Consider the following 20,187-nt stretch of genomic DNA (forward strand, 5'->3'; position numbering starts at 1 on the left):
GTGTCCTCCCTCGAACGGTACGTTTCCGTGCCCCGGCGGCTGATCGCGGACCTCCGTGGCGGCGGCCGCGGGAAGGCGCTCGCCGCCGTCGCGTTCGGCTGGTTCCTCTCGATCAGCACTCGGATGATCTATCCGGCGCTGCTCCCCTCGATCCGGTCGACGTACGGACTCACGCTCACGACCGCGGGCCTGCTGTTGACCGTGCTGTGGATCGCCTACGGGATCGGTCAGCTTCCCGGCGGGATGCTCGCCGATTGGGCGGGTGAGCGGACGCTGCTCGTCGCCAGCTCCTTGCTCGCGGCCGCGATGCTCGCGCTCGTCGTTGTCGCCGACTCGCCGCCGCTGTTGTTCGCCGGAACCGCGCTCTTCGGGCTCGGAACGGCGACGTACGGCGTCTCGCGTTTCACCGTCCTCAAGGACATCTACCCCGACCGACTCGGCACGGCGACCGGGGTAACGATGGCCGCGGGCGACGTGGGAAACGCGGTGATGCCGCCGGCGGCCGGCGTGCTCGCGGGCGCGGTCGCCTGGCAGTACGGGTTCGGCGTCGTGATCCCGCTTTTCGTCGTCGCGGCGGCCGCGCTGTGGCTCACGGTCCCCTCCAGTCCCTCCGGGACCGCGTCGCTCCGCGAGGCGTTCTCGGTCGGCGACCTCGCGCCGCTGTTCCGACGGCCGGTGGTTCGTCACTCGATGGTCCTGCTCGTCCTGTGGGCGACCGTCGTCCAGGCGTTCATCGGGTTCTACCCGACGTACCTGATCGACGTGAAGGGACTCTCCCCGACCACCGCGACCGTCCTGTTCGGTTTCTTCTTCGCGCTTGGAAGCCTGATCAAGCCGGTCGCGGGCCGGGCGTACGACCGCGTCGGCGTCCGGTATCCCCTGGCGATCATGATGGGGATAACCGCCCTGACGCTCGCCGCGCTCCCGTTCGCGAGCGGGCTCCCGTCGTTCGTCGGACTCACGGTGCTCGCGAGCGCCATCCTCGGCTACGAGACCGTCGTCATCTCCAACCTGACCGACAGGCTCCCGGACGGCTCGCGGGGGAGCAAGCTCGGCGCGCTCCGTACGGTGTACATCGTGGTCGGCGCGGTGAGCCCCGTCGCCTTCGGGGCGGTCGCCGACCGCGGCTACTTCGACGAGGGCTTCCTCGGGATCGCGGCCGTGAGCGCCGTCGTCGTGGCGTTCGCGCTCGCGTACGTCGACTACTAAAACGCGTTCACGCGCCGTCTCGGACCGTGATCACCGGGACGGGTGCGGTTCGGACCGTCCGCTCCGCGACGCTCCCGAGGAGGACTCGATCGTCGCCGTGATCTCCAGTCGAACCCATCACGATCGCGTGCGCGTCGAGTTCGGAGACGGCGTCGACGATCGTCTCGACCGGGTCCCCGCGCTCGACGTGCCTGCCGAACTCCGTGACCCCGTGGCGCTCGGCCGCGGCTGCCAGGTCGTCGAGCGCGTCGTTCGCGGCGGCCTTCCCGTCGACGGCGCTAACGGGGCCGTCCTCGTCGTCCTCGTCGTCCGCGCCGTCGACGAGGACTCCCGAGAGCGGGTCGAACCCCTCGTCGTCGACGACCGCCAGGCCGTGGACGGTCGCGTCGAGCGCGGTCGCGAGCGCGAGACCGTGTTCGACCCCGGCCGCCGCCCCGTCGCTCCCGTCCGTCGGGATCAGGATCCGATCGTAGGGGAACGCGAGCCGCTCGTCCGGTCGCATCCGGGCCGTGAGCACCGGGACCGCGGAGTGCCTGATCACCTTCTCCGCCACGCTCCCGAGGAGGTGTCGCGAGAGTCCCTCCCGGCCCCGCGTCGGCATCACTATCAGGTCGTCCCCGGCGGTCTCGGCACGGTCGACGATCGTCGGCGCCGGATTCCCCTGGCGGACCTCCGTGTCGTGGGCGACGCCGGCGGCCGCGAGCACCTCGGTCGCCGCCGAGAGGACACGTTCGCCCCGTCGCTCGAGGACGTCGACGGTCTCACCTCCGATCACGGTGACGCTGTCCCGGGCGGTGTCGGCGACGAACAGGACGTGGACCGTCGCGTCGGCGAAGCCGGCGAGTTCGACGACGTGATCGAGCACGTCGACGGCCCCGTCGCTCCCGTCGAAGGGAAACAGAATGTCGTCGTACATGTGTCTCCTCGAAGTAGATCCCCCGGTGGCTAATGGGTTCGCATCCGGATTCGACGCACCTCGGCGAACTGAATCTTTTTTTGGTCGCGGTGTGAGCTACTACGCGTGTCGACTCTCGCCGTCGAACTGAACGGGGACGAAGTGCACTCCATCAGCGCCCCCGACCGGTTCACCACGACCGCCCCGTTCTCGATCGAGCTCGCGAACCGCGGCCGCTCGACTCACGTCCACCTCCATCTCGACGACGACCTCGATCGGGTCGCCTCGATCGCCACCGTGAACCACTACGTCGAGGACGACGCGGTCAAACGCGTCCACGTCTCGGCCGTCGAGGTCGACGAACCCGTCCGCGGGAAGCTGAAGGTCGTGACGGGATACGGCTCGAACACGGCGTACGTCGACGTGCGGATCGAGCCGCCGCCCGAGGTGGCCCCGGACGAGGTCGTCGTCGACGAGCGCTTCGCGAAACCCCCCGAGCGCACCCCGCCGCCCCCGTGGCCGACCCGGCTCGCCGCGGGACTCGAACGGGCGGTCGAACGCGGCGGCGTGCCGGCGCTTCTCGTCTCGTTTCTGGCAGTCGCGCTCGCCGTCGTGGCCGCGTTCGCGATCGACAGCGCGTTGGTCTTTCTCGCCGTCGCCGTCGTGCTCGCGGTGACGCTCGCGGCCACGCTGTACCTGCTGTGGTGAGCCGTCCTCGACCATACTGTGGTGAGCTGTCCTCGACTGGGCGACGCTCCGACCCGGTTCGAGGTGGATCCGCGCGCTTTTAAGCGTCCCGGCGGAACCGGATGACATGAGCTTCGAGAAGGAAGACGAGGTCGTCCTCCACGACAAACACAGCGAGTACGACGGCGAGACCGGGCGGATCACGCAGGTGATGGAGACGATGTTCGGCGACGCGACCTACACCGTGAGCTTCGAGGACGGCCAGGAGACGGGCGTCCCCGAGGAGTCGCTGGAAGCCGTCGAGAGCGAGGAGTAGCTCCTTTTCCGCCCGTGCCCGCAGTCCCGTTCCACTACGTCGACCTCCGGGCGTTCTCGTACGCGACCGAGGACGAGAAGCGCGTCGAGGAGGCGCTCCGATCGCTCTTACCCGAGGACGCCGAACTCGACCGCGTCGAGAACGTGGGCCACCACGGCGACCGGATCGTCGTCCTCTCCGCGCGGATCGAACGCGCCGACGGGATGCGTCACGTGCTCGACCGGATCGCCGAGCTCGACGACCTCGACGGCGTGCTCGCGGAGCTCGACCAGCGGGTCGACGACAACTGCGCGCTCTTCATGCGGCTCGACAAGCAGGCCGCGTTCCGCGGCGAGGTCCGGCTCGGTCCCGGGATCACCGTTCGAGCGAAGGTCGAGGCGTACCCGGCGAAGAAGGAGGCCGCCGTCGAGAACGCCCGCGAGACGCTCTCCCGGCTCGCCGACTCGTCGTAACGACGATCGGAGGGATCGCGGACCGCACTACCGGTTCAGTCGGTCGGTGTCGATCCCCGTTCCGGGCGGCGAGACGATCAGGAACCCGCGGAAGTGCATCAGTTCGCCGCCCATGTCCTTGATCTCGCGAGCGAAGCCGGCCGCCAGTTGGTTGAGGTCGCCCTCGACGGACAACACGAGGGTGTTGCCGTAATCGACGGTGCGGATCCACGTCTCGGGGTCGGTCGACCCATCGAGGACGCCGAGGACGACGTCGCCGGCGTCGGCGAACGCCTCGTCCATCTGCTCTTCGGCGTCGCGGAGGTCGAGGTCCCAGTCACTCATACTCCAGGGTCGACTCACGCCGGCAAAAGCGTTCGGGCAAGCGCGGACGCTCCTTTCCGCCTCCGCTACCCGTCGTTCGACCCGACGCGCGCGATCACGTCGAGGTTGTGCGCGCCGAAGGTCAGCCGCTCGTCAGAGACCGCGCGATGTCTCGTGTCGGCCCACGCCGAGACTGCGGCAGGCGAGAGCTGCGAGGCGGCCTCGTCGCCGTCGCCGCCGATTTCGCCACCGCCCTCCGTGACGGCCTCCCGGACCGCCCCCTCGATCCCGTCGACGAGGTGGTGGAGGAAGTACGCCTCCTCGGCCGGGTACGGCGGCGTCACGAGCCAGTCCGAGCCGCCGGCGGCGACGACCTCGCCGCCGACGGCCGGCAACTCCGAGAACAGGTCCCTTCCGGTCCGACTCCCGCCAGGACGACCCGGCGCGTCCATGGTCGCGTGGTAGACGTCGAGGACGACGCGTTCGGTCGTTCCGCCGACCTCCGCCTCGTCCCCGTGTTCGGGGGCGAGAAACGTCTCCCCGTCGAAGGTGATCGGGAAGTACGCGAACCCGTCCGGAACCAGCCCGAGGAGGGGGTCGAGCGCCCGGTCGAGGTCGACGATGTCGAGGAACGCGCAGCCGACGAGCAGGTCGTACTCGGCGTCGGACCGGCGCGCGACCTCGACCGCGTCCGCCGCGGCGAACGTCGCGGTCACGGTCCCGGTGCCGGGCGCGTCGAGGCGAACCGTCCGCGTCGTCTCGAAGTCGTCGATTCCGACCCCGTACCCCGCGCCGTCGGCCCACCTCTCGAGTTCGTCGACCGCGCGGTCGAGCGCCTCGTCCCGGAGGTCGTACCCGCGGTAGACTATCTCGTCGGGGAGCACTCCCCACTCGAGGAGTCGCCGGAGCATCGTCCCGGTCCCACAGCCGGCCTCGACGACGCGGAGTGGGGCGGCCCGGCCCTCGAGCGCCTCCCGCAGCCGGTCAAGCGTCGGGCGGTGGAGGGCGCGGTCGTCGACGGTGCGTTTGGCCTCCAGGTATCGGGAGTGTTCGTACGTCGACGGTCGGATCACGTCCGGTTCGAGGCTCTCGGTGTGGTTAAGTGCGTCCCACCCCGAACCGCCGACATGGAACACACGCGGCGGGCGCTGCTCTCCGGCGTCGCGGCCGGCGGCGCGCTCGGACTGGCCGGCTGTGCGGGCGGGAACGGCGGGGGAAGCGACGGCGGGAACACGCTCGACACCGGCGAGTACGGCTGTGACCTCTCGGAGCCGAGCGATCCGGACCTCGAGTACCGCCCGACCCTCGGCGATCCCGAGGCCGACGTGGTCGTTCGAGCCTTCGAGGACTTCACCTGCGGCCACTGTGCGACCTACAAGCTCGAGCACTTCCCGGCCGTCCGCGAGGAGTTCATCGTCACCGACGAGATCCGGTACGAACACTGGGACTTCCCGATCCCGGTGAACGAGACGTGGGCGGTCCCCGTCGCCAGCGCGGCCCGCGGCGTCGGCGACCGCGCCGGCGACGAGGCCTTCTTCGAGTTCGCCACGGCGGCCTACGAGTCGCAGGGCGAGTACGACGGGCCGGCACTCGGCGCCGCCGCGGAGGCGGCGGGTGCCGACCCCTGCGCGGCCATCGCCGACGCCCAGTTCTCGGCGTACGAGGAGGCGTCGATGGGCGACCGCGACGAGGGCGAGTCGATGGGCGTCTCCGGAACGCCGACGATATTCGTGAACGGCGAGGCGACCGACGGCTACGACGCGGAGACGGTCATCGCCGCGATCGAATCGGCGCTCTGAGGTGTCGCCCCCGTGTGACCGACACGGCGACCCCCGAACGTCGCTCTTTTGAGCGTCCGACTCGTCCTATAAACGGATGACGAGCGACGACCGCAGGGACCGTCGACGGCTCGTCGCCGTCGTGCTCGCGGTGCTGATATCGCAGGTCCTCCTCTACCCCGGCGTCCCAGACCTCGTGGTCGAACTCGGCGCACCCGCGGGTATCGACGCGGGGATGTGGTTCCTCGTCGCCGAGTTCGCGGCGTTCGTGACGTTTGCCGTGGTCTGGGGGGCCGCGAGCGACGCGCTCGGTCGACGCGTGCCGCTGGTCGTGGTCGGCGCGCTCGGCGGGGCCGCCTCCTACGCCGCGCTCGCCGCGGTGCCGCGGCTCGGCTTCGGCTTCCCGGCGGCCCTCCTCGTCCGCGTCGTCGGCGGGTCCCTCACGATCGGGGCGTTCTCGCTCGCGATCACGATGCTGATGGATCTCGGCGGCGGCAACGGCCGGAACATGGGTGCCGCCGGGCTCGCGATCGGCCTCGGAGCCGCGATCGGATCCGTCGTCGGCGGGGCGCTCGCCGATCTCGGCGCGTTCTATCCCGTGTACGCCGGCGCGATCGTCCTCGCGATCGCGGGCGCGCTCGCGGCGACCGTCGACGACCGGAAGACGGGCGGGGTCGCCGGGTCGGACGGTGACCTCGACGCCCCGGCGGATCCCGCCGACTCCGCCGACCCCGGATTCCGTGAGGTGCTCGCCCGCGCCCGCGAGACTCCCGGACTCCTCGTTCCCTTCGCGTTCGGATTCGTCGACCGCTTGACGGCCGGCTTCTTCGCGCTGGTCGGGGTGTACTACTTCCAGGACCCGGCGACCTTCGGGCTCTCGGCGACCGGGGCGGGCGCGACGCTCGCGCTGTTTTTCGTCCCGTTCGCGCTGCTACAGTCGCCGTTCGGAACGCTGTCGGACCGCGTCGGCCGGTTCGGGCCGGTCGTCCTCGGGTCGATCGCCTACGGCGTCGTCACGATCGGCGTCGGCGTCGCGCCCGTCTATCCGGTCGCGGCCGGGCTGATGGTACTCGTCGGGGTCTGCGGCGCGCTCATGGCTCCGGCGACGATGGCGCTCGTCACCGACCTCGTCGACCCGGCCGCCCGCGGCGCGGCGATGGGGGCGTTCAACGTCTTCGGCTCGCTCGGGTTCCTGACGGGCTTCCTCGTCGGCGGCGGCGCGACCGGCGCGTTCGGCTACCGGACCGCCTTCCTCGCCGTGGGCGGGCTCGAACTCGCCATCGCGCTGGCACTGCTTCCGGCCGTTCGCGCGGTCGCGCCGCGAGCATCCTCCGCCTCGCCGACCGGCGGCGACTGATTCGTGTGGCGAGACCGGTCCGGCCCTCCGGCCGATTCGAGCCTTTTTACCGCTCTCGGGTCCTCGGGTCGGACGACGAATGGACGTGCTCGTCGTCGGCGCGGGAGAGATCGGCCGCTGGGTGGCGGACACCCTCACAGCCGACGGCTCGCCCGCCGACGCGAGCGTGACCTTCACCGACCGCGACACCGCCGTCGCCGCCGACGCCGCCGCGACTCGGGACGCCGAGGCCGTTCCGGTCGACGCCGAGACGACCCACGACGCGGTCTGCCTCTCCGTCCCGATGTCGGCGGTGCCCGACGCGGTCGCGGCGTACGCGCCGCGGGCCGACCAGACGATCCTCGACGTCTCCGGCGAGATGACGGCGTCGATCGCGGCGATGCGCGAACACGCCCCCGACCTCGAGCGCGCGAGCTACCACCCGCTTTTCGCGCCGCCGCGAGTTCCCGGCAACGTGGCCGCCGTCGTCGACGATCCCGGGCCCGCGATCGAGGCCGTCTCCGCGGCGATCGAGGCCGGCGGCAACGAGGTCTTCGAGACCACGGCGGCGGAGCACGACCGCGCGATGGAGACCGTCCAGGCGGGCGCACACGCCGCGGTGCTCGCGTGGCGGCTCGCCGGCGAGGAGGTCCGCGAGGAGTTCCACACCCCGGTCTCGGCCGCCCTCGACGACGTGGCCGACACGGTCACGGAGGGGTCGCCGGCGGTGTACGCCGAGATCCAGCGCGCCTTCGACGGCGCCGACGACGTCGCCGAGGCGGCCCGCGAGATCGCAGACGCCGACCCGGAGCGGTTCGCCGACCTCTACGAGCGCGCCCGCGGCGAGCGCGACCCCCGCGAACGACACGAGTGAACTCATGATCGACAGAGCGGCGGTCCGGAACACCGCCAATTACCTGCGTCAGGTCCGCCCCATCGACCCCGAGGAGATAACCGAGTACATCGAAGGGACGCCACACCCAGCGGTCGTCCGCGAGACGCTTCGCGAGGAGGCGTTCGACCTCCGGCTCCGCGAGCGCGAGGACGGGAGCTTCGTCCCGGTCGACGACGATCCGGTTAGCCCGCCGGGATGGGAACCGGACGCGTTTCCCGAGGCGTACGCGTTCGCCCTGGAGGACCTCCTCGTCGCGGAGTTCGGTGCGAACTGGCACGTCGGCGACTCCGGCGACGAACTCCGGGAGACGATCCGCCGGCTCAAGGCCGACTACCTCTACGGCAACGACGTCGAGTACGATCGAATGGCCGCGCTCGGCTACGCGATATATCACCTTCCCGGCTACTACGCCGCGATCGGCTACGTCCTCGACGACCTCGCCGAGAATGGCCTGATCGATCGGACGCTCCGGGTCCTCGACGTCGGTGCGGGCGTCGGCGGGCCGGCGCTCGGGCTCCACGACTACCTCCCCGAGGACGCGGTCGTGGAGTACCACGCCGTCGAACCCAGCGCCGCCGCCGACGTGCTCGACCGGTTGCTCGAGGAGACCGGCCGAAACTTCCGCTCGACGGTCCACCGGACGACCGCCGAGTCGCTGTTCGGCCTCGAGGGGCCGTCCGGCCGGTCCGAGCGGTCCGACCCGCTCGACGAACCGTTCGACCTGCTGCTGTTCGGCAACGTCCTCTCCGAACTCGAGGACCCGGTCGCCGTCCTCGAGACCGCCACCGACGCGCTCGCGGCCGACGGGAGCCTCCTCGCGCTCGCGCCGGCGGACCGCGAGACGGCGATCGGGCTCCGCGAGGCCGAGCGGGCGGTCGCGACCCCCGAGAGCGGCGTTGAGGTGTACTCGCCGGGGATCCGGCTCTGGCCCGGCGCGTCCCCGAGCGACCGCGGGTGGTCCTTCGACGTCCGCGACGACCTCGCGGTCCCGCCGTTTCAGCGCCGGCTCGACGAGGCGGCCGCCCGCGAGGCGACCGACGAGCCGGGCGAGTTCCACAACGTCGACGTCCAGTTCGCCTACTCGATCCTGCGGACCGACGGGGAACGCCGGGTTGACGTCCGCGCGAGCGACGACCGCTGCGCGCGGATGGCCGACTCGGAGGAGCACGTCACCGACCGGGTGAACCTGCTGGCGGTGAAGCTCAGCCACGACCTGAGCGACGGGGAGAACGCGGTGTACCGCGTTGGCGACGGCTCCCAGTCGGTCGACCACTACCTCGTCTGTACGCGCGAGACGGTCCTCAACGACGGGCTCCGGGGGGCCGACTACGGCGCGGTGGTCTTCGTCGAGAACGGGCTCGTGCTCTGGAACGGCGACGAGGGCGCGTACAACGTCGTCGTGGACGACGAGACCGTCGTCGACGTCGTCGCGCCCTGACCGAGCGATCGGCGACTCGAAACCCGTAACCGAAATCGGTCGAATCCCGACCCATCGACATTCTGATTCGCGTGCCGCCCGTTCCACCCGCATGGACACATCTCCGGGCGGCGACGACCGGACGCTTCCCGCGGACACGCGGATCGGCCGGGTCGCGCTCCGCGTCGGCGACCTCGATGCGACGACCGCTTTCTACCAGGACGTGATCGAACTCGCCGTGCTCGACCGGAACGGGACGACCGCGACGCTCGGGGCCGGCGGGACGCCCCTCCTCGAACTGATCGCCGATCCCGACGCGCCCGACCGCGGCCGAGCGAACGCCGGGCTGTTCCACACCGCATTCCGGGTCCCCTCCCGCGCCGCGCTCGGCGACGTCCTGACGCGGATCCGGGAGCGGTGGGAGCTCGACGGCGCGTCCGATCACGACGTGAGCGAGGCGCTGTACCTCGCCGATCCGGAGGGCAACGGCGTGGAGGTGTACCGCGACCGCCCCCGCGAGTCGTGGTCGGCGGTCGGCGAGGACCGAGTTCACATGACCACCGAACCGCTCGACGTCGAGAGCGTCGCCGCGGCCGCGGCCGGCGAGGACCGGGTACCGGCCGATACCCACGTCGGGCACGTTCACCTCGAAGTCACTTCGCTCGAGGCGTTCGAGCGGTTCTATATAGCGGAATTCGGTTTCGACCTCCGAGCCACCTACCCGGACGCCCGCTTCGTCGCCGCCGGCGGCTACCACCACCACGTCGGCGCGAACACGTGGAACGGGCGTACGGACCCGGCCGCCGCCCGCGGACTCGACCGGTTCGAGGTCGTCGTCCCCGGCGACGAGGCTCGCCGTGAACTCCGGGAGCGGCTGGAGGAGGACGTCACGGAGCCGACGCCCGGAGACGGGTTCGCGGTCACCGACCCGGACGGGATGGAGATTCGGGTGGTCGACGGGCGGTAGCCGGGTCGCAGTCGACCGTCGCCGGCGGCGAGGCGGCCGTCGGAATCACGAACCTCACTCCTCGGCGTTCGATCGCGACAGTCGGCGACGGATCGCGAACCCGACGCCCAAAAGCGGTAGACCGGCCGCGAGGAGGTACGGCGCGGCGTAGGCCGCACCGACGACCGCGGCCCGGAGGACCGTTCCGAGGCCGCGGACCGACTCGAGGAACGCCGTCACCACGCCGGTGTCGTACCACGCCGTCGAGACGGTGGAGGGATCGGGCGGCTCCTCGCGGAGTTCGACCCGGATCGTCGATAGCGCGACACGCTCCTCGAGGGAGGCCAACTGCGTCTCCATCCGCTCGATCTCCGCTTGAACGTCGGAAAGCTCCGACTGGACCGCCAGCACGTCCTCGGTCGTGTTCGCCTCCTCGTAGAGTTCCCTGAGGCGGTCGCGCTCGGCCCGTCGGTTCTCTAAGCGCGCCTCGAGGTCCGCGATCCGGTCCGTGACGTCCCGACTCTCCGTCGTCGACCGATCGACCGTCCCGAGCGCCTCGAGGTCGGCCACGGCGGCGTCGAAGTCCTCGCTCGGGACCCGGATCGTGAGCGAGCCGACGGTGTAGTTCTCGTCGCCCCGTTCGCGGATCTCGCGCGTCGAGTCGCTCACGAACCCGCCGTACTCCTCGGCTATCGAGCGGGCCTCGGCGTCCGCCTCCTCGAAGGAGTCGACGGTCACCCGGAGGTCTCCGGTCCGGATCAGCCGCCGTTCAGCCACCGCGGCGACCGTCTCGCCGTCCTCGCTCACGGTGTACGTGGCTTCGGCCGTACCGCCTCCGCCGTCCTCGGCTCCGTTCGACGCACCGCCTCCGTCCCCCTCGAGCGAACGCGATTCGGGGACGTCGCCGCCGGCGTCCGCGCCCCCTCCGGCTCCGCCGCCGGCACCTGAACAGCCGGCGAGCGCCACGAGCACCGCGACCGTCACGACGAGAAGCAGTCGTCTCGTGTCCATGTTCGGGTGATACGTCGCGCCCGCGGTAAAGGCTCGCAAGGCACAAACCGTCGTTTGTCCTTCGGCTCCGACGCATCCGATCTCGAGGGAATTCAGCCGACTGTCGCCCCTCCCGCCGACGATCCCGCCCTCACCCTCATTCGACGCCGACCGGCTCGATCAGCTCCGGACCGTCGGTTCCGGCGGCGTTCACCCGCGTCGAGACCGGGTGCGTCTCCATCTCCGCCGCCGGGTACGGGCCCATGAGCGCGGCCGCCTCCTCCGGGTCGCCGCGGAGCCACCGCTCCTCCTCGTCGGGCGCGAGGATCACCGCCATCCGGTGGTGAAGGTCGGCTACCGCGTCGTTCGGCTCGGTCGTCACGATTGCGAACGTCTCTCGGACTCGGTCGCCGCCATCACTTCGCCCGTCGCCGGCGACCGCTCCACCCGCACCCGCGTCCGTCCCGCCGCCGAACGCGCCGAGCCCGGTCTGCGTCGTCTCCGGCTCCGGCGGCGTCCACCGCTCGTAGATCCCGGCCATCGCGAACGGCCGGTCGTCCTCGAGGGCGACGCGGTACGGCCGCGTTCCGGCTCCGTCCCCCTCGTCGACCCACTCGTAGAACCCGTCCGCGAGGACGAGACACCGACGGGACTCGTAGGCGTCCGCGAAGCTCCGTTTCTCTCTGATCGTTTCCGATCGAGCGTTGATCAGATCGAACGATTCCTCCGCCCACGACGGCGTCAGCCCCCACCTCATCCGGGTGGCCCTATCCGGGTCCTCGGCCGTCACGACCGGGAGGTCCTCGCCGGGCGCGCAGTTGTAGCTGGGCTCGAAGCCGTCCCCGAACGTCACGCCGAAGCGGGATCCGAGCGTCTCCGCTGGCGTGAACAGGGTGTAGCGGCCACACATCGGTTCCCGTTCGGTTCGCGCGGACTTAAACGGTCGGCGTGCGGCGCGGTCGGTCATCGGTACGCCTCGAACTCCTCGCCGAATACCAGGAAGTAACCGGTGCCGACGACACCGATCGCGGCCGCGATCGTGAACGCGACCTCGGGGCTGGCGAACTGCCAGAGATAGCCGCCGAGCGCGGCGCTCGGGATCACGACCGTGTTCCGCAACAGGTAGTACGTCCCGGTGACGCGCCCGCCCGCTCCCCGTTCGGCGGGGCCGACGATCAACGCCTTGTGGGAGGGGAGGCCCGCGAAGCGGAGCCCGGAGAACGCGAAGACGAGGACCATCGCCCAGGAGAGCGGCATCACCGACGTGAGCGCCTCCGGGACGGCGATGAGCACGACGGGGAAGAGGGCGTACACCGCGAACCCCAGCCCGACGACCGGTTTGAGCCCGACTCGTTCGGCGGCCTTGGCGGCGGGTGCCATCGAGACCAGCGCGACCAGCATCTCGACGCCGAGCAGGTAGCCGAAGAAGGCCGCCGGCGAGAGGTCGACGCCGTAGGAGGTCCCGGCCAAGGAGACGGTGGTCTCGAGGCCGACCTCGTAGAACTGCGTGATCACCAACACGAAGAAGACGTACACCATGCCGTTCGCGAATCGCACGAGCGTGTCGCCGATCAGTAGCGGCCGGAGCGGCTCGGGCATCTCGCGAAGGTCGCGTCTGATCCGTTCGACGCCCTCGAAGGAGCCGCCGACGGAGTCTCCGCTGGCGTCGTAGAGGACGTGTTGGGCGACCGTCCCGACCACGCCGAAGACGACTGCCACCGCGAGGACGTACCGGAAACTCACCGTGAACGTGGGGTGAAAGCCTATCAGCACGGCCGCGAGTACCGGCCCGACGAGGAACGCGGTCCGCCGGAACGTCTCCGTGCTGGCGAATCCGGCCGCGAGCCGCGACGGGTCGGTCGCCTGTTTCACGACCGCGAACGTGGCACCGAGCCCGAACGACTTCCATCCCTGCGCGAACAGCAGGCCGACGAAGATCCAGATCCACGGCTGGATCGCGACGCCGCCGACGGTGACCGTACCCAGAGACGGCGCGACCAACCATACGACGAATCCGAGCGTCGATATCAGGCCGAACACCGTGAGCGCGTACCGCGACCCGATCCGGTCCGAGATCGCGCCGCCGGGGTACGGGAACACCGCCGAGACGACGTTTCCGACGGTCCCGAAGAGACCGACGACGAACCCGGACGCCCCCAACGCGACCATGTACTCCGGGAGATATCGGTTGGTCATTTGAAAGGCGAGGCTGAACGCGAACATCGCGAGCGACAACACCAACACGTCCCGCTCGAGCGCGAAGAACTGCCGAAACGCGTCCAATGGCCCCGAGTCGTCCGTATCGGTCGCGGCTCGTCCCCGGCTCATTATCGTCCTCGTATCGAGCGCATGGGGTGTTATCCGTTCCGCTGGGACGGCCGCGGAGACCGCCGAAACGGCGTTGGTGGGGTCGCCTCGAGCCGTGCCGACCGCCGGTCGCTCAGGGATAACAATTTGTATTGCGATATACAGTTTATGCGATCGCAGTGAGACAGAATTCCGTCGTTTCGAACACGACTAAATCTGGATCACCGCACGAGATCGGTCTCGCTCACCCGAACAATCGGTACACGTTCGTCTCGTAGGTCTCTCGGACCCGATCGCCCCAGTTGTGGGTGTAAGTGTCGATCACGTCGTCGGCGACGTCGCCGCGGAGGTACTTCACGACGCCCCGATCGCCGGTTCTGTCCCGAAGATGCGTCGTGAAGAAGTGTCTGAAGTAGTGCGGCGTGACGTTCTCGCCGGCTCCGCCGCCGGTCCGATACCACCCCTCCTCGCGCGCGTAGCGCTCGACGACGTGTCGAACCGCCTGCGGGTCGAGCCGCTCGCCCCACCGCTCCGACGTACCGACGAAGAGCGGCTCGGCCGGGGAGGGTGCGTCGGGCCGTATCGCGAGCCAGCGTTTCAGAACCGCTCGGAGCTCGTCGTCGACGGGTATCACCGTCTCGCGTTTGCGCTTGTTCGAGGCGGTCCGAACCTCCCCGTTCAGCTCCTCGCCCACCGCCGCGTCGGGGGTCACGTACAGCGAGTTCGGCCGATCCGTGAGCGCCGGGCGCGTGCCCAGCGGGTACGCCGCTTCGAGTTCCGGATCCGAGACGGTCAGATCGCGGAGATCGAGGTTACACAGCTCTCCGACCCGCATGCCCGTTTTCAACAGCGTACAGACGAGCGCGCGGTGAAGCGGATGCGTGATCCCGACCACGAACGAGCGCATCCGTGGGATCGGGATGTCCCGACGGGCGGGGTCCTTGTCTATCGTCTCGTCCATCTCCTCCATCACGAGCGTCATCGGATTTTCCTCGAAGACGCCGACTTCGGTCATGTACCCGTAAAATCGGTGGAGGTACGCCGCGTACGTCGCGACCGTGCTCTCCGTGAGGTCGCCGCGTAGCGAGTGGACGAACGCCATACAGTCTCGATGTGTCGCCGTCGACGTAGACGTTCCGTCGTCGAGAAACGCCTCGAAACGCCTGAGAACGCGCTCGTAGGACTCTCTCGTTCGGTCGGTCTTTCCGTGATACATGAGATCCTCGATGAAGTAGCCTACTGGATCCTCGACGTCCTGCGTCGTCTCCGTGCTACTCATCGACGAGGATGTACCCTCCCTCGCGTCCGCTGTACCGGACGCGGTCGCGTTCCTGTAATGAATCCAATGTCTTCTCCAGCCGATCCTCGAAATCGTCGAAGACCGCGTCGACGAGATCGTCCCACGACGAGTGGCCGTCGGCGATCGCCGATTCGATCCGCGTTTCGAGGTCGTGACCCCCAGGGTCTGACCCTCCAGATCGACTCTCCTCGGGGTTACTCTCCTCCGGGAGCGTGAATCCCCGCCTGCCGGCCTGTACCATCGTTCTGACGAACTCGCTCTGTGACATCCCGAGCTCGTCGGCGTGTCGTCGCCAGCGCGTCTTCTGGTCGGCCGGCACGTACGTCTTCACCGATCGACGGTCGTCGTTCATTCGTGTCGTCCCTCTCACCGCACTTCCTTGAATCTATCCCAGAGTTACGGATAAGTGACCTTATACAGGAGTGTAGGACTGTTAGTGGACACAAATACGGTACTATATTCAAAGATACTCAACAGACAATCCCACAAATCAAGATAATACTCCCTGAATCTATGGGTACATACTCCTGGATAACTCTCATCCACGACGCTCCGATCGAAACCCGTGCCAAGAGATCGGTCGGCCGTTGAGACGATGATCGTGGCCGGCATCTCGAATCGGTTCGAATCGGGAAGGCTCTCGACCGGGTGTACGTTCGTCTCTCGGAGACCGAAGACAACCGGCGCGTCGTTCGTGGTATCTCCTCACGTCACGAGTACAGAGATCGACTCTCGTCTTTCGACCGCGCGCGCGTTCGTAGCCGTGAACCCACTTCGATGATCGTCTCGAGACGCTTCCGTCCGCGATCTACGTTTCGGAGCGGATGAAGCCGTGGTGATGAACAGCAGTCCTCCCCAACACGATAGCGCATCTCGTCCGACCACGCGACGCGAGATCACTTCGATTCGGCGTCCGATCCCGGACGAATATATCGTATGTCGCGATACAGAGGCAGATATCGACCTGGGATCAGACCGTGAGTTCCGATTCGGCGTCCAATCCGTCGAACAGCGCGAGCGCGCGCTTCAAGTCGGGATGGTCCTCCGCGGTGTTACGCATCACGACGGTCTCGCTCGGGAAGAGGTGTTCACCGAGCACGAGGCCGTGGTCACGCGCCGTCGACCCGGTGACGGTGAGGTACACTCCCATCCCCGCATCGGCGATGGCCGCCTCCTCCGATCGCTCCGCACCCGGATAGACGAACTCGACGTCTTCGAGCGTATCAGTTCCCAGCACGGCGGTGACGAGCCGTTCGTACCGTGGCGAGATACAGAGCGGCCCCTCGTAGCTCACGAGGAATTCCCGATCCAACTCCTCGCCGGACGCGAGCGCCTCGGGACGGCCCATCAGCGTGTGGTACACCGTGTCTCCGAGCCCGCTCACCACGCGGACGTCCGTATCGACGGGGTCGATCCGGTCGTTGACGTCCTGAAGCCCGGTGAGCCCGGTCGGTCGGATCCCGACAACCTCCTCCAACACGAGATCCGCCGAGTCGAATCCGAGCGCGAACTCGTGGGTGCGAAGCGCTCGAAAGGGCTCCTCGCGACCGACGAGTCTGAGATCGACGCCGTCGACCGTGACGGTAGCCGCGTCGAAGACGATCCGACGGGGCTTCCCCTCGCGGTCGTCACGGAGCAGCGTGAACTCCGGGTTGCTCGGTTCCTCGGGGTCGGAGTACTCCGCGAGCCGGTGGTACGGGCCGTCGTCGGCCTCGACCGATCCCTTCGTCACCGCCTTCTCGTAACGGAGCGTGTTACTCACTCGGTCGGCGAGCGCGTCGAGTTCGTCGGTACGGCCGGCGTCGGCGATCCGCTCGAGGACGGCTTCCAGTGGCCGACCCTTCCTGGGAACGGCCACCGGGAGCGGGTGCGTCATTGTCCGTGATGGGGTGTCGCGGCTAAAACGGGTTGCGCTTTCGATCGACTACGGTCCGAACGCCTCGTTGAGCCGCTTCCGGAAGGCCTCGAGCTCCTCGAGGTGGTCCTGTATCGCCTCCAACTCGGCCTCGACGTCCTCGAAGTCGTCTCCGAGCCGTCCCTCGATCTCCGTCAGCCGCGAATCGACCTCCGCGAGATCGTCCCAAAGGTCGTCGAACTCCTCGTCGAAGCGGCCGATCCGCTCTTCAACGTCGTCGACCCGTCCGTCCGTCCGCTCGATCCCGGCCGCGGCGTCGTCGACCTCCTCGTAGAGCGTCTCGACGTCGTCATTGACGTCGTCGAGCGCGTCATCGAGCCCCGCGAGATCGGCCTCGAGCGCGGTCACGTCCCCGGCGACGCCCTCGACGGTCTCCTCGAGCCCGTGCGTCGTCGCCTGGACGGCCGAAACGGCGTCGTCGAGATCCTCGACGGTCGTCTCGACCTCGTCGACGTCCTCGCGGACGGCCGCCACGTCGGTTTCGACGCCCTCGACGGTATCGGAGAGATCGCCGGTCGTCGATTCGACGGTCTCGACGGACGTTTCCACCTCGTCGACCGTCGTCTCGACTGCATCGACGTCGTCGGCGAGTTCGCCGTGTGCCCGTTCCCCGGCTGCGAGCCGGGTGTCGACGTCGTCGACCGCGGACTCGAGGTTCTCCACGCGTGCGTCGAGGCCGTCGAGGATCTCCCTCGCGGTTCCCTCCTCGTCGATGAACTCGGCGAGAGCGTCGGCGTACGCCTCGATGTCGGCGACGCTCGATTGGAGCCTGCTGATCCGAACGTCGACGCTCTTGGGGACCCCCATGTCGAGTTCCGACCGCAGAGCGTCCATGTCCTCCTCGTCGACGCTCCCCGATCGGATCTCCTCGGCGAGCGCGGCCGCGACGCCGCCTTCGAGAGGCACCGGAGACCCGTCGACGTCCGGCTCCGCCTCCGAATCGTCGGGATCCACATCCGAGTCGTCGGATGTCGTCTCGATCGCCGGCGCGTCCTCCCGCCGGGTGACCGCGGCCGTGGTCTCGGCGTCGACCGTCCGCGGCTCCGGACCCGTCTCGCCGTCCTCCGCGGCGTCTTCGTCGGGGGCTTCCACGTCGTCGTCGGTCGTCTCCTCGCTCTCTGTTGTCTCCTCGTTCCCGGTCGCGTCCGCGTCGACCGCGGGATCGTCGAGAAGCGGGTCCTCCGGTTCGGCGTCCTCGTCGGCGCTCGTCGCGGTGTCCTCAGCGGGCGCGTCCTCGGCGGGTGCGTCCTCCATTCCCGGCAGCGTCGCGCGATCCCCGGAGAGCACCTCCCGAACCGCATCGGTCTCACCGCTTCCGAGGACGTCGCCGATCTCCTCGCCGACCGGGACGTGTTCGATGACGGGAGTTCCGAGGAACCCGTCCAGATCGGGGTCGTCGTCGCGGATCCCGAAGACCGTCTCGACGGATTCTCCGGGCTCGAGGACCCGTTCGAACTCCACGCGGTGGTCCTTGTAGGCCGTCCAGTTCTCGCTCTCGTAGTCGGGGTGAAATCCCACCCGGTCCATCGGGAACTCCTCGGGGATTCGGTCGACGATCCGCACCCGGACCGCGTCCTCGCGGCGGGAGGAGAGATCGAAGGTTACCGCGGGTACCGGAAACGCGTCGTCGGTGAAGGACTTCTCGACGCGAACGCCGTCCTCCTCGACGGTCGTCGTCGCTTCGGCCGTCCGTTCGTTCATACGCTACCCTCCGCAAGCCAGGGCTTAAATTCCACGGGCGACCTCTCAGGCGTGATAACTGATCGCGACGCGGCGGCGTCCCACCTACAGCTCGATCCGGTCGCCGATCTCGACGACCTCCAGCCGCTCCGGGTACTCGAAGCTCCGCGCGTGCTCGTGTAGCGCCGTCGGGTCCGCGGTGAGCCCCTTCCACATGTCCCAGTGGGTGGGAACGAGGCGGTCGAGATCCAGCGCGCTCGCGGCCTCGACGATCTCGTTCTCGTCGCTGTACCACTTGGTTCGGACCGGTTCGCCCGTCTCCTTGTCGGGGACGGTGCCGATCGATCCGAACGCGAGGATGCCCAGATCGATGTCGTACTCGTCGGCGAGCGCCGGGAAGGTCGGCGAGGGTTTGCTGTCGCCGGCGTGGAAGATCGTCCCGGTCGGGTGATCGATCACGTAGCCGACCGGGTGGGTCGCGTCCGCGTCGTGCGTCTCGACGACGTGAACGGTGAACTCGCCGACGCGAAGCTCGTCGCCTTCGCGTACCTCGCTGAACTGCTCGTCGTCGACGTCCCACTCGTCGGTCCAGGACTCCTCGTCGCGGGCGACCGACAGCGAGTCGTCCGGCGCGAGGAACTCCGCGTCGGTGTTCGCGAGGATCGGGGCCTGTGAGGGACCGTGAACGTGGTCGGTGTGTTCGTGGGTCGCGAACACCGCGTCCGCCGCGTCGACGTCGACCGGATCGAACGGGACCGGGATCATCCGGACCGTTCGGGGCGGGTCGCCCGTGCCCACGTACGGGTCGATCCAGAGGACCGTCCCGTCGCGGCCCTTGATCGCGAAGCCGTTACAGCCGAGGTACCACAGCGACACCGTCTCGGGGTCGGCCTCCGCGACCGCTCGCGGCAGCCAGTCGCCCCAGTCGGAACTCGTCATGTGTGTGCCTGTTTCGGCACCCCCCTAATCGTTCCGGAGTCGACGGGGAACGTCCGGAACGCGATCCACGTTCGAACCCGATCAAATAAATCACATATTGCTATACCAAATGTCGATCATACTCTCACGGATCACACGGATTATTATCGACAAGCACGGAGGTCCATGAGTGGATCGAACCCTTCCGGAACGGATCGCCGCGAGTATCGCGGAGGTCGAGGGTGTGGAGCCGGACGCACTTGGGGTCTCCATTCAGGACCACGTGTCCACCGACGCGATACGGGATCTGAAAGATCACGATAGCGACTCGTGGCGGCTCCAGTTCGAGACGCCGAATCACCTCGTAGAAGTCACGGGAAGTGACGTGATCCTCGTCGACGGCGAACGAATTCGGCCGTTCTCGTGAGCGCCGCTCCGTTCCTCTCGATCGGAGTCGGAGAAACCGAGGCCCCCAGAGCATCTCGTGGACGGACCCTCAGAGGTACCGGGTACGACAGCGTTACTCGCCGCTTGGTACGAGCATTTCCGGATCGCGTTCGTACTTCGGTGTCGACACGAACGCCGCGATTCGCCGCTTATCTCCCTCCGTGATGAAACTCTCCATACACCCCCGTTAACTCGGGGGGACTTGAGTAATTAGACCGTTCTCGGTGGGGACGATCGATAATCGATCCCTACTCGTTCGAAGGATCCGGGGGAGGGCGTTCGCGGGGCGTACGTCGGACGAACGGCGTCGGATGCGACCGATACCGCGACGGTCGGAGCATAACGCGCGGGCGGGTGATCGAGATCGAGGGCACGAGTCGGGAGAGCGAGACGTGT

At 68.5% G+C, this 20,187-nt stretch carries 20 protein-coding genes and 1 pseudogene; 10 read left to right on the top strand and 11 right to left on the bottom strand.

Features of this window, described 5'->3' with window-relative positions; genetic code table 11:
* On the top strand, positions 1-1,209 hold the full coding sequence (locus FN829_RS05535; RefSeq protein WP_221929820.1) for an MFS transporter: 1,209 nt from the start codon (positions 1-3) through the stop codon (positions 1,207-1,209).
* 7 nt (positions 1,210-1,216) lie between these two features.
* On the opposite strand, the gene FN829_RS05540 is transcribed toward FN829_RS05535, so the two are convergent.
* Positions 1,217-2,125 carry a universal stress protein gene (locus FN829_RS05540; protein WP_142986000.1) on the bottom strand — a complete coding sequence of 303 codons (909 nt, stop codon included), beginning with the start codon at positions 2,123-2,125 and terminating at the stop codon, positions 1,217-1,219.
* A 105-nt stretch (positions 2,126-2,230) separates the two neighbouring features.
* On the opposite strand from FN829_RS05540, the gene FN829_RS05545 reads away from it, so the two are divergent.
* The 3 genes from FN829_RS05545 (at position 2,231) to FN829_RS05555 (ending at position 3,559) form a co-directional block, all read left to right on the top strand.
* Positions 2,231-2,812 (top strand): DUF7524 family protein, encoded by a 582-nt coding sequence (locus FN829_RS05545; RefSeq protein WP_142986001.1) that lies wholly within the window; start codon positions 2,231-2,233, stop codon positions 2,810-2,812.
* A 106-nt stretch (positions 2,813-2,918) separates the two neighbouring features.
* Positions 2,919-3,107 carry a DUF1918 domain-containing protein gene (locus FN829_RS05550; RefSeq protein WP_142986002.1) on the top strand — a complete coding sequence of 63 codons (189 nt, stop codon included), beginning with the start codon at positions 2,919-2,921 and terminating at the stop codon, positions 3,105-3,107.
* Between the two features lie 14 nt (positions 3,108-3,121).
* Positions 3,122-3,559, top strand: a complete 438-nt coding sequence (locus tag FN829_RS05555) for an RNA-binding protein (protein WP_142986003.1) — start codon at positions 3,122-3,124, stop codon at positions 3,557-3,559.
* A 33-nt stretch (positions 3,560-3,592) separates the two neighbouring features.
* Here FN829_RS05555 and FN829_RS05560 read toward each other — a convergent pair.
* Together FN829_RS05560 and FN829_RS05565 are read right to left on the bottom strand one after the other, a co-directional pair.
* Positions 3,593-3,883 (bottom strand): annotated as a pseudogene (locus FN829_RS05560) (DUF5779 family protein); the annotation flags it as partial.
* Between the two features lie 65 nt (positions 3,884-3,948).
* Positions 3,949-4,935: a class I SAM-dependent methyltransferase gene (locus FN829_RS05565; protein ID WP_142986005.1), complete on the bottom strand. Its 987-nt coding sequence runs from the start codon at positions 4,933-4,935 to the stop codon at positions 3,949-3,951.
* 54 nt (positions 4,936-4,989) lie between these two features.
* Here FN829_RS05565 and FN829_RS05570 point away from each other — a divergent pair, with 54 nt between their 5' ends.
* The 5 genes from FN829_RS05570 to FN829_RS05590 all read left to right on the top strand — a co-directional run bounded on the left by FN829_RS05570 (position 4,990) and on the right by FN829_RS05590 (position 10,255).
* Entirely contained in the window at positions 4,990-5,661 is a 672-nt protein-coding gene (locus tag FN829_RS05570; RefSeq protein ID WP_142986006.1) for a DsbA family protein, read from the top strand.
* Positions 5,662-5,737: 76 nt separating this feature from the next.
* The gene (locus FN829_RS05575) at positions 5,738-6,997 is read left to right on the top strand and encodes an MFS transporter (protein WP_142986007.1); all 1,260 of its coding nucleotides are present in this window, start codon (positions 5,738-5,740) and stop codon (positions 6,995-6,997) included.
* A gap of 79 nt (positions 6,998-7,076) precedes the next feature.
* On the top strand, positions 7,077-7,850 hold the full coding sequence (locus FN829_RS05580; protein ID WP_142986008.1) for an NAD(P)-binding domain-containing protein: 774 nt from the start codon (positions 7,077-7,079) through the stop codon (positions 7,848-7,850).
* A gap of 4 nt (positions 7,851-7,854) precedes the next feature.
* Positions 7,855-9,309, top strand: a complete 1,455-nt coding sequence (locus tag FN829_RS05585) for a small ribosomal subunit Rsm22 family protein (RefSeq protein ID WP_142986009.1) — start codon at positions 7,855-7,857, stop codon at positions 9,307-9,309.
* A gap of 91 nt (positions 9,310-9,400) precedes the next feature.
* Entirely contained in the window at positions 9,401-10,255 is an 855-nt protein-coding gene (locus tag FN829_RS05590) for a VOC family protein (protein ID WP_142986010.1), read from the top strand.
* Positions 10,256-10,309: 54 nt separating this feature from the next.
* Here FN829_RS05590 and FN829_RS05595 read toward each other — a convergent pair whose 3' ends face one another.
* From FN829_RS05595 to FN829_RS05630, 8 genes are all read right to left on the bottom strand, one after another.
* Entirely contained in the window at positions 10,310-11,245 is a 936-nt protein-coding gene (locus tag FN829_RS05595; RefSeq protein WP_142986011.1) for a DUF4349 domain-containing protein, read from the bottom strand.
* A gap of 136 nt (positions 11,246-11,381) precedes the next feature.
* Positions 11,382-12,134, bottom strand: coding sequence for an SOS response-associated peptidase (locus FN829_RS05600; protein WP_142986012.1), 753 nt, complete (start codon positions 12,132-12,134; stop codon positions 11,382-11,384).
* A 53-nt stretch (positions 12,135-12,187) separates the two neighbouring features.
* Entirely contained in the window at positions 12,188-13,552 is a 1,365-nt protein-coding gene (locus FN829_RS05605) for an MFS transporter (RefSeq protein ID WP_142986013.1), read from the bottom strand.
* Between the two features lie 223 nt (positions 13,553-13,775).
* Complete coding sequence (locus tag FN829_RS05610; RefSeq protein ID WP_142986014.1) at positions 13,776-14,810, bottom strand: tyrosine-type recombinase/integrase; 1,035 nt, start codon at positions 14,808-14,810, stop codon at positions 13,776-13,778.
* Positions 14,803-15,183 (bottom strand): DUF5805 domain-containing protein, encoded by a 381-nt coding sequence (locus FN829_RS05615; protein ID WP_142986015.1) that lies wholly within the window; start codon positions 15,181-15,183, stop codon positions 14,803-14,805. The genes FN829_RS05610 and FN829_RS05615 overlap by 8 nt, the downstream gene beginning before the upstream one ends.
* 618 nt (positions 15,184-15,801) lie before the next feature.
* On the bottom strand, positions 15,802-16,707 hold the full coding sequence (locus tag FN829_RS05620) for a hypothetical protein (protein WP_142986016.1): 906 nt from the start codon (positions 16,705-16,707) through the stop codon (positions 15,802-15,804).
* A gap of 48 nt (positions 16,708-16,755) precedes the next feature.
* On the bottom strand, positions 16,756-18,447 hold the full coding sequence (locus tag FN829_RS05625; RefSeq protein WP_142986017.1) for a hypothetical protein: 1,692 nt from the start codon (positions 18,445-18,447) through the stop codon (positions 16,756-16,758).
* Positions 18,448-18,531: 84 nt separating this feature from the next.
* Entirely contained in the window at positions 18,532-19,365 is an 834-nt protein-coding gene (locus FN829_RS05630; RefSeq protein WP_142986018.1) for an MBL fold metallo-hydrolase, read from the bottom strand.
* 169 nt (positions 19,366-19,534) lie between these two features.
* Here FN829_RS05630 and FN829_RS05635 point away from each other — a divergent pair, with 169 nt between their 5' ends.
* Positions 19,535-19,771, top strand: coding sequence for a HalOD1 output domain-containing protein (locus FN829_RS05635; RefSeq protein WP_142986019.1), 237 nt, complete (start codon positions 19,535-19,537; stop codon positions 19,769-19,771).
* Positions 19,772-20,187: the final 416 nt, after the last annotated feature.

Origin of the sequence: Halorubrum cibi (assembly GCF_900182635.1) — an archaeon.
Lineage (GTDB): Archaea > Halobacteriota > Halobacteria > Halobacteriales > Haloferacaceae > Halorubrum > Halorubrum cibi.

Coding starts and splice junctions, on each gene's coding strand:
- FN829_RS05540 (WP_142986000.1), bottom strand. CDS start 2,125: ATGTACGACGACATTCTGTTTCCCTTCGACGGGAGCGACGGGGCCGTC.
- FN829_RS05550 (WP_142986002.1), top strand. CDS start 2,919: ATGAGCTTCGAGAAGGAAGACGAGGTCGTCCTCCACGACAAACACAGC.
- FN829_RS05570 (WP_142986006.1), top strand. CDS start 4,990: ATGGAACACACGCGGCGGGCGCTGCTCTCCGGCGTCGCGGCCGGCGGC.
- FN829_RS05575 (WP_142986007.1), top strand. CDS start 5,738: ATGACGAGCGACGACCGCAGGGACCGTCGACGGCTCGTCGCCGTCGTG.
- FN829_RS05580 (WP_142986008.1), top strand. CDS start 7,077: ATGGACGTGCTCGTCGTCGGCGCGGGAGAGATCGGCCGCTGGGTGGCG.
- FN829_RS05585 (WP_142986009.1), top strand. CDS start 7,855: ATGATCGACAGAGCGGCGGTCCGGAACACCGCCAATTACCTGCGTCAG.
- FN829_RS05590 (WP_142986010.1), top strand. CDS start 9,401: ATGGACACATCTCCGGGCGGCGACGACCGGACGCTTCCCGCGGACACG.
- FN829_RS05595 (WP_142986011.1), bottom strand. CDS start 11,245: ATGGACACGAGACGACTGCTTCTCGTCGTGACGGTCGCGGTGCTCGTG.
- FN829_RS05600 (WP_142986012.1), bottom strand. CDS start 12,134: ATGTGTGGCCGCTACACCCTGTTCACGCCAGCGGAGACGCTCGGATCC.
- FN829_RS05605 (WP_142986013.1), bottom strand. CDS start 13,552: ATGAGCCGGGGACGAGCCGCGACCGATACGGACGACTCGGGGCCATTG.
- FN829_RS05610 (WP_142986014.1), bottom strand. CDS start 14,810: ATGAGTAGCACGGAGACGACGCAGGACGTCGAGGATCCAGTAGGCTAC.
- FN829_RS05615 (WP_142986015.1), bottom strand. CDS start 15,183: ATGAACGACGACCGTCGATCGGTGAAGACGTACGTGCCGGCCGACCAG.
- FN829_RS05620 (WP_142986016.1), bottom strand. CDS start 16,707: ATGACGCACCCGCTCCCGGTGGCCGTTCCCAGGAAGGGTCGGCCACTG.
- FN829_RS05625 (WP_142986017.1), bottom strand. CDS start 18,447: ATGAACGAACGGACGGCCGAAGCGACGACGACCGTCGAGGAGGACGGC.
- FN829_RS05630 (WP_142986018.1), bottom strand. CDS start 19,365: ATGACGAGTTCCGACTGGGGCGACTGGCTGCCGCGAGCGGTCGCGGAG.